The following is a 7877-nucleotide window of genomic DNA, read 5'->3' as shown; positions in this document are numbered from 1 at the left end:
CGGATGGTCGAGGACGGTCACAAGCAGGAGGTCCACCTCACCATCGGCCGCCTCTTGCGCGGCGAGAGCGGCGGCTCCTCGCGCGACGAGGCGCTGTTCACGATCACCGAGCACCTGAACCGGGGGGCAATGCTCATCACCGATCGCGCGGAGCGCCGCGCCCTCGCGGAGATGAACCTCACCGTCGGCCGGAGGGCCAAGGCGGCCATTGCCTACCAGACCGCCGCGGACTACCTGCGCGCCGGGATCGCCCTGCTGGGCGACGCGCTCGACGCCTCCTGGGCGGACGACTACGCGCTCTGCTACGGCCTGCACGCCGAGCTGTGCGAGTGCGCCTTCCTCACGGGCGACCTCGCCGAGGCCGAGGCGCTCTTCGGCACGGCGATCGCGCGCGCCCACGCCCCGGCCGACCAGGCCCACCTCCACGACATGCGGATGGTGCTCTACACGACGGCCGGCAAGTACCGCGAGACCCTGGACGCGGGCTGGACGGCCCTCGCGCTCTTCGGCCTGGAGGCGCCCACCGGCGCTGGAGGGCGCGCCGCGCGGATGGAGGCCGAGCTCGCCAGGGCCCAGGCGACCCTGGCCGAGCGCACCCCCGAAGCGCTGCTCGACGCCCCTGGCCTCGTCGACCCCGAGCGGCGCCTGGAGATGAAGATCCTCATCGACATGAGCCTCGCCGGCTACTTCGTCGATCCGGTCCAGTTCGCGCTGGCCGTGGCGAGGGCGGTCAACATCTCGCTCGAGCACGGCCACATGGACCTGTCGGCCTACGCCTACATGCTCTACGGCCTCGTCCTCCAGGCCTCCGGCAAGCTCCGGGAGGCCCACCGCTTCGGTGAACTCGGCCTCGCGCTCTGCGCGCGGTGGAACAGCCCCCGGGTGGAGGCGAAGGTCCTCTGCTCCGCGGCGAGCACCTTGATGACGCTCTTCGAGCCGCTCCGGGCGTCGCTCCCGCGCGCCGCGCGGGGGATGAAGCTCGCGCTGGAGTCGGGCGACACCCTCTCCTTCTCGTACTGCGCTTACATGAAGCTCTTCAACAAGGCCGCCGCGGGCGAGGAGCTGCGTGCCCTTCGCGCCGGGCTCACCGAGGTGCGCGCGCGCCTCGTGAGCTTGAAGAACGCCCCTGGCATCGAGGTGGTGGAACTCGGCATGCAGTTCGCCGCGTGCCTCATGGGCGAGACCCGGGCCCGCACCTCGCTGGGCGACGCGACCTTCGACGAGGACGCCCTCGAGGCCCGCCTGGAGCAGGCAGACGCCTCGTTCAACGCCGGCTGGTACTACACCCTCAAGGTCCAGCTCGCGGTGCTCTACGGCGACCCCCGGGGCGCCCTCGCCTCCGCCGTGCGCGCCGAGCCCTTCTGCACGGCCCTTGCCGGGTGCTTCTTCCTGACCGACCTGATCTTCTACGCGAGCCTCGCCCGCGCCACGCTCGGCGCGGACGGCGCGGACGGCGCGGACGGCGCGGACGGCGCAGGCGGCGCCGACGCCGAGGCCCTCGCCCAGGGCCGCGCCCAGCTCGCCGCGTGGACCGAGAGCTGCCCCGAGAGCTTCCTGCACAAGAAGCTCCTCGTCGACGCCGCGCTCGCGCGCGCCTCCGGCGACCCGATCGCCGCGATGGGCCTCCTGGATCAGGCCATCGAGGCGGCGCGGCGCCACGGCTTTGTCCACCACCAGGCCTTCGCCAGCGAGATGCTCGCCGAGCTGCACCTCGCCGAGGGCCGGCCCCACGCGGCCTCCCTGCACCTCTCCGAAGCGCACGGCGCCTACCTCCGCTGGGGCGCCACCGCCAAGGCCGAGCACCTCGCCGAGACGTACGCCGAGATCTTCGTCCCCTGGCCGGGGATGCAGCGACCCGGGGGATCCGCAGAGGCCTCCCCTGCCCTCCCGTCGAGCACCGTCACCACCACCACCGGTGACACCAAGAGCAGCGCGCTCGACATGGTCGCCCTGCTCCGCGCCGCCCAGGCCATCGCCAGCGAGATCGTCCTGGAGAAGGTGCTCGACCGGATCATGCGCCTCGTCGTCGAGAACGCCGGCGCCCAGCGCGGCTTCCTCTTCCTGCCCCGCGAGGGCAAGCTGATGACGAGCACCTCGATGACGGTGCAGCCGGATACCGTCACCGTGGGCCCGCCTGTCCCCCTGGAGGAGACCCGGGACGTGGCCCACACCGTGGTCCACTACGTCGAGCGCACCCGAGACCCCGTGGTCCTCGCCGACGCCCACCGCGACACCCGCTTCGCCGGCGACCCTTACATCCTCGCCCGGCGCCCGCGCTCCCTCCTGTGCCTCGCCCTGACCCACCAGGGAAAGCTCACCGGCGTCCTCTACCTGGAGCACAACGACGCCGCCGACGCTTTCACCCCGGCCCGCCTGGAGATCTGCCACGTCCTTTGCTCCCAGGCCGCCATCGCCGTGGAGAACGCCCTCCTCGTCGCCCGCGTCCAGGCCTCCACGACCGCGCTGCAGCGCCTCAACGGCGAGCTGGAGGCCCAGATCGCCCTGCGCACCGAGGAGCTGCGCGAGACGAACGATCACCTCACCCGCGAGCTGGGCGAGCGCGCCCGGGCCGAGATCGAGCGCGCCAGGCTCCAGGAAGAGGTCATCCAGGTGCAGCACGAGCGCCTCTCGGAGATGTCCACGCCGCTCATCCCCATCACCGACCGGATCATGGTCATGCCCCTCATCGGCACCATGGACGCCGCGCGGGTCAACCAGGTGCTGGAGACCGCCCTCGAAGGCGCGCAGTCACGGGCCGCCTCTGTGGTGATCATCGACATCACCGGCGTGCGTCGCGTCGACTCCCACGTCGCCAGCTCCCTCATCAAGACCGCCGCCGCCCTCCGCCTCCTCGGCGCCCAGGTGGTCCTCACCGGCATGCGCCCCGAGGTCGCCCACACCATCGTGTCCCTCAACATCGACCTCAAGGGCATCGTCACCGTGGGCACCCTCCAGAGCGGCATCCTCCACGCCCTCCGCCACTCCGGCGAAGCCGGCCGCATCCGCTCCGCCCTCGCCTGATTCTCATTCACACGGCAGGGGCTCGCGCACCCGCCCCACGCCGAGCAAAGCTCGTCGGGGCCCCCCACTCCGCGATCCACCCGCGGCTTCCACAGCGCTCTGCCGCTTCGGGCCTGACGCCCGTCGCCTCTGGAAGCGGACACCGTCCCCGGCCGCATGGTTCAGGGCGTGGCCGGGGTGCTCGCCGAGCCGCAGCAGCGGAAGCCGAGGTGGTAGTTCCCGTGGCTGTTGTGGTCCTTCACCTTGGTGCCGTGCCAGTCGGGGGCGCGCCAGCGGCAGTCGTCGGGGTGGGCCTCGTAGCCGGAGAAGATGAACCAGCTCCCCTTCATCTCCGTGTAGCCCATGCCCCCGGCGCTCGACATCTCCTCGGGCCTGGTGGGGAGGTTCATGTGCTCGGCGACGTTGCCGTGCTGGTCGTAGACGCCGAGGGGGCTCACGCAGCCAGGGAACGCGCCCGCCGGGTAGGCGTTGGTGCCGCAGCGCTTCCAGCCTCCGGAGGTGCAGCCCTTGGTCTTGTTGCTCGCCGTCGCGCAGCGGGCGTGGTCCTTCTCGGCGCCGTAGGCCCAGCGGATGTCACGCTTGTCGTTGTGGCGGTGGCGGGAGAGCTTGCGCTCGCGGTTGAAGACGTACTCGTCGTCGGGGGTGTGGAGCGCGCCGGCGCAGCCGCCTTCCCACTCGTGGGCGTCGCAGAGGCGCTTGCCCACGGCGGAGCACAGCTCGGAGGCCTCGCGGGCGGTGGCCCACACCACGGGGTGCTCGCAGGGGATGCCGGGGAACTCGTAGCGGTCGATGCACGCCTTGGCGTCGGCCTCGGTCTGGCCGGCGGCAGGGTCGTAGAGGGGGACCATGAAGGGGGCGCCGCACATCGGCTTGTCGGCGTCGACGACCTGCGCGCGCTCGCGGGTCTCGCGGCACTGGCGCCGGGTCATGGCGTACTTCGCGAGGGCGGGGTTGCCCTGGCCGAGGACCTTGGACTTGCCGAAGATGGCGCGGACTGCGGCGAGCTGCGCCTCGCTGAGGCGCATGGTCGCGGCCATGCGGCCGAACATCGCCTCGCGCTGGGCGTCCAGGGTGGTCGGGTAGAGGTCCTCGTCGGGCAGGGGCGGCGGCGGAGCGGCGGCGGCGGCAGCGCTCGCGGAGGTGGATGGCGCAGTCGCAACCTGGGCGCTGCTCCCCGGCGGAGCGCTGCCGGGGGGCGCAGCGGCGGAGGCTCCGGTCGTGGGCGCGCCGAGGAGCGAGGCGTGCGCCACGCTGGAGGCCGGCTTGCCTTCGGTCGTGCCTGCATCGCCGGACGTGTCACGGCAGGCCGAGGCGGCGAGGGCGGCAGAGAGCGGCAGGAGCAGCGACGCGACGTGAAGAAAAGAGCGGGGGAAGTGCATGGGACGCGGGGCGAGCGGCGCACCATGGAGCGGGCTCCGCGCATCCGTCAAGGGCCGTTGCCACCCCCCGCTCTGGGACACGCGGCACCGGGAAGCCGGGGTGGACGGGGGGGGTGTCGGGCAGGTCATGCAGAGGAGTTGGCCCAGGTGCCGGGCACCCGCTAGCTCCGGGCAAAGCATGCTCGCGAAGTGCATTACCCCGGGGCTCGCCGCGAAGGACCGAGCATGACCGACGCCTGCATCACGCTGGAAGAGGTCCTCTCGGCCGCTGCCGTGCGCAGCGCGGCGATGGTGGCGGAGACCGCGGGCTACCTCACCCTGGCCATCGCCGACGCCACCTCGCGGCTCCCGCTGTCGATCGACGACCGGGCCGTGCTCCTCACCACCGAGGGGACGGTGACCATGGCGCGGCGCGGCTCTCCCGTGCCCGCGTCGGAGTCAGCGCGGATGCTGCGGGACGTGCTGGCGCGCCTGCTCACGGTCTCCTCGGGGACGGCCATGCCCGGGCTCGCGGTGGCAGCGCGCCCGCGCGCGGAGACGGACCGCGGCGCCGACACGGTGGTGGAGGAGATCGAGGCGGCGCTGATCCCGGTGAACCGCAGCGCTGCACGCCGTTCGCTGGCCCGTCTGGCGCGCGAGACCCTGCGCGCCAGGGAGTCCGGGCGGCTGCGGAAGGCCCCTCGTGTCACAGCCCAGGTGCCCGTGCAGCCCGCAGCGCAGGCGCCTGTCGCCTTGCAGGCCGCGCCGGTCGCTGCGCCCCTCCACCAGCCGATCGCCGCGCCCCTCCACCAGCCGATCGCCGCGCCCCTCCAGCCCGTCGCTGCGCCCCTCCAGCCCGTCGCTGCGCCCCTCCAGCCCGTCGCAGCACCCCTCCAGCCGATCGCAGCGCCTGTTGCTCCTGTTGCACCGCCTGTCGTTGCGGAACCCCACGGAGCAGCACAGACAGCCCCGGCGCTCGCCCCGCAGCCCGCGGGGGCGTCCCTGCCTGCACCCGAGGTGGTGCGGGGGAACATGGCGCCTCTTCCGGGGCCGGAAGACGACATCGCGACCTCGCTTCCTGCAGCCATCGCACTCGTAGTCCCCGCGCTGACCGTCGGTGCAGACACCCTCGCGAAGGTCGCGTCCCAGGGCTCCACGGTGCAGGACGACGTCTCCACCGCTCCCCCCACGATGGTGGCGCTCCTCCCGGTCGTGCAGGCGTCGGGGCCCGTGCTTGCGCACAGCGCCGCCGCAGAGCCTGAGCGCGAGGGCCTTCAGGGCCGTGCGTCGCTCCAGGAGAGCGCTCCGTTGCTCCACACCAGCCTGGAGGACGACGCGGCACTGCTCGACGCCCTGGAAGAGCCGCCGGCGCCCGTGATGGCGCGCGTCGCGTCATCGTCCTCGTCGCCGCACGCGCTGCAGACGCCTGTCGAGCCGAGCCCGTTCTTGCCGGCGCATGTGCCAGAAGAAGCACTGTCTCCCCTTCCTGCGCCAGCCGCTGCCTTGCCGCGGTCCGTGCAGCCTCCGGAGGCAGCACGGCAGACGCCTCCCGATCCGTCCCCTTCCCTGCCCGCTGCCTTGAAGGTTCTGGAGGTCAGTCCGGGCGCGCCGCGTGTGTCGACTCCTCTGCCGCCCTCCGTCGTGCCCGCGCTGCCGGTACTGGAGGCGGCGCCGCCGACCCCCGAGCCTACGCCGACGGCGATCGGGATGACCTGGGTGGAGCCTGTCGACACGGCTGTCGAGGAACCAGGGGCCCCCACGACGCTCGACGTGGTGACGGCCTTTGCGCCTCCTCCGGTGCCTCCGGCGCTGACACCTGCGCCTCTTCCGGCGCTGACGCCTGTGCCTCCTCTGGCGCTGACGCCTGCGCCCCTTCCCGCGGTCACTCCCCTGCCCTCTCCGGCTGCCGGGACGCAGTTCGCCGCGCCTGCACCGTTCTCGCTGCCGCTGCGCGACCACGTCGAGCCTCAGGAGCTGACGCTCCCCTTGCGCCTCAGCGCTCTCGCGCCTCCTCCGGTGGACCCGCAGCCGTGCGACGCCCTCTCCACGGCAACGCCTGCACCGCCCCCTGCGGCCGCAGCCGTCGAGCCCTCTGTCGCGCCTCCCGAGGTGACCGCAGTCGTCGAGGCGTCTGTCGCACCGCCGCCGGTGGCTGCACACGTCGACGTTCCCGCCGCGTCAGGTGCGGTGGCTGTCGCCGCGGAGCCCTCTGCTGCACCCCCTCCGGTGGCCGTGGCCGTGGAACCTTCCGCTCCACCGCCCTCGGTGGCCGCTCACGCCGAGAACACTGTCGTTCCCCCTGGGGTGGCTGCTCGCGTCGAGCCCTCCGTCGTGCCTCCCGCGGTGATCGCTCCCGTCGAGCCCTCCGTCGCGCCTCCCGCGACAGAAGAAGCTTCTCCCGGCAACCCCGGGGTTTCCGGCCCGGAACTCGCCGCCGCAGCTCCGGTCTGGACCGCGACCCCCTCTCCTGCTCCTGCTGCAGTACTCGCACCTGCCGAGGCCTCCCCCGCAGGTCAGGACCTCGCTGCGGGCGGTGACCTCACGCCATCCGCGGAGACAGCACCGCCGGAGCCGATCCTCACGCCGACGGCCGCCCTTCTCCAGGTCGCCATGCGGGCGGCCGCTCGGACGACGGAGGAGGTCGGAGAGAGGACCCGGGCCGACGATCTGCTGGAGAAGTTCGCGCGGCCCGAGGAGGACCCCGGCCGACGCGTCGCAGCGCGGACCCTCAAGGCGCTCGCAGGGCTCGACATGACGGTCACGCCGCCCCCGGTGGGAGGGTTCCAGCTCGTGGATCCGGCGCGGCGGACGTCTTCGCTCCCGGCCGAGACGTCGGCGGCGATGACGCCGACGCCGGTGCCGGTCAGGGTCGCGCCGGTCAGGGTCGCGCCGGTCGTGGTGTCCCCGGGGGGTGGGCGCAAGAGGCCCCTGTGGATGGCGCTCCTGGCGCTCCTCCTCGTCGGCGCGGCGGGGGTGGCCTACACCCTGCGCCCGGGGTTCCTCTCGGCGTCCGTGGATCCCGCGACGGCAGCGACGCCGTGAGGGATCTCGCGGCTGGCGATTGACGCTCGCCCCTCGGACCGTGGACACTCCCTGCCATGAAGACGCAGGACCTGGCGATCTTGAAGTCTCTGGTGAGCGTTGCGTGGGCGGACGGGGAGTACCACGACAGCGAGCGCGAGATGGTGGAGGCGCTCATCTCCGCGTTCGAGGCGAACGAGACGGAGGCGCAGTTCATCCGCGAGTACGCCTCCGAGCAGAAGACGCTCGACGACATTCCCCTCGACGATCTCTCGGAGGCTGATCGCCGGTTGCTGCTCCAGCACGCGGTGTACCTGACCTTCGTGGACAAGGAGCAGCACGAGGCCGAGAAGAAGTTCCTCGAGGCGCTGTCGACGCACCTCGGCCTCGCCGAGGACGAGGCGCGCCAGATCCGCGAGGCCGCCGAGCAGCGCGCCCAGGCGCACATGACCATGCTCTAGTCTCCACGAAGGGTCT

At 72.7% G+C, this 7877-nt stretch carries 4 protein-coding genes; 3 read left to right on the top strand and 1 reads right to left on the bottom strand.

The features are described from left to right. On the top strand, positions 1-3021 hold a 3021-nt coding region (locus CAP_RS00390), incomplete at its 5' end, for a GAF domain-containing protein (protein ID WP_044234752.1). 161 nt (positions 3022-3182) lie between these two features. Here the strand turns inward: CAP_RS00390 and CAP_RS00385 are convergent. Beyond that, positions 3183-4400: an SUMF1/EgtB/PvdO family nonheme iron enzyme gene (locus tag CAP_RS00385; RefSeq protein WP_052373873.1), complete on the bottom strand. Its 1218-nt coding sequence runs from the start codon at positions 4398-4400 to the stop codon at positions 3183-3185. 225 nt (positions 4401-4625) lie between these two features. Here CAP_RS00385 and CAP_RS00380 point away from each other — a divergent pair, with 225 nt between their 5' ends. After that, the gene (locus CAP_RS00380) at positions 4626-7421 is read left to right on the top strand and encodes a hypothetical protein (protein WP_044234694.1); all 2796 of its coding nucleotides are present in this window, start codon (positions 4626-4628) and stop codon (positions 7419-7421) included. A 56-nt stretch (positions 7422-7477) separates the two neighbouring features. Next, positions 7478-7861 carry a DUF533 domain-containing protein gene (locus CAP_RS00375; protein ID WP_044234692.1) on the top strand — a complete coding sequence of 128 codons (384 nt, stop codon included), beginning with the start codon at positions 7478-7480 and terminating at the stop codon, positions 7859-7861. Positions 7862-7877: the final 16 nt, after the last annotated feature.

This window comes from Chondromyces apiculatus DSM 436 (genome assembly GCF_000601485.1).
Taxonomy (GTDB): domain Bacteria; phylum Myxococcota_A; class Polyangia; order Polyangiales; family Polyangiaceae; genus Chondromyces; species Chondromyces apiculatus.
This window is presented reverse-complemented; position numbering and strand designations above follow the sequence as displayed.

Bases quoted from the DNA above. Each gene is read 5' to 3' on its own strand.
- CAP_RS00375 (WP_044234692.1), top strand. From the start codon at position 7,478: ATGAAGACGCAGGACCTGGCGATCTTGAAGTCTCTGGTGAGCGTTGCG.
- CAP_RS00380 (WP_044234694.1), top strand. From the start codon at position 4,626: ATGACCGACGCCTGCATCACGCTGGAAGAGGTCCTCTCGGCCGCTGCC.
- CAP_RS00385 (WP_052373873.1), bottom strand. From the start codon at position 4,400: ATGCACTTCCCCCGCTCTTTTCTTCACGTCGCGTCGCTGCTCCTGCCG.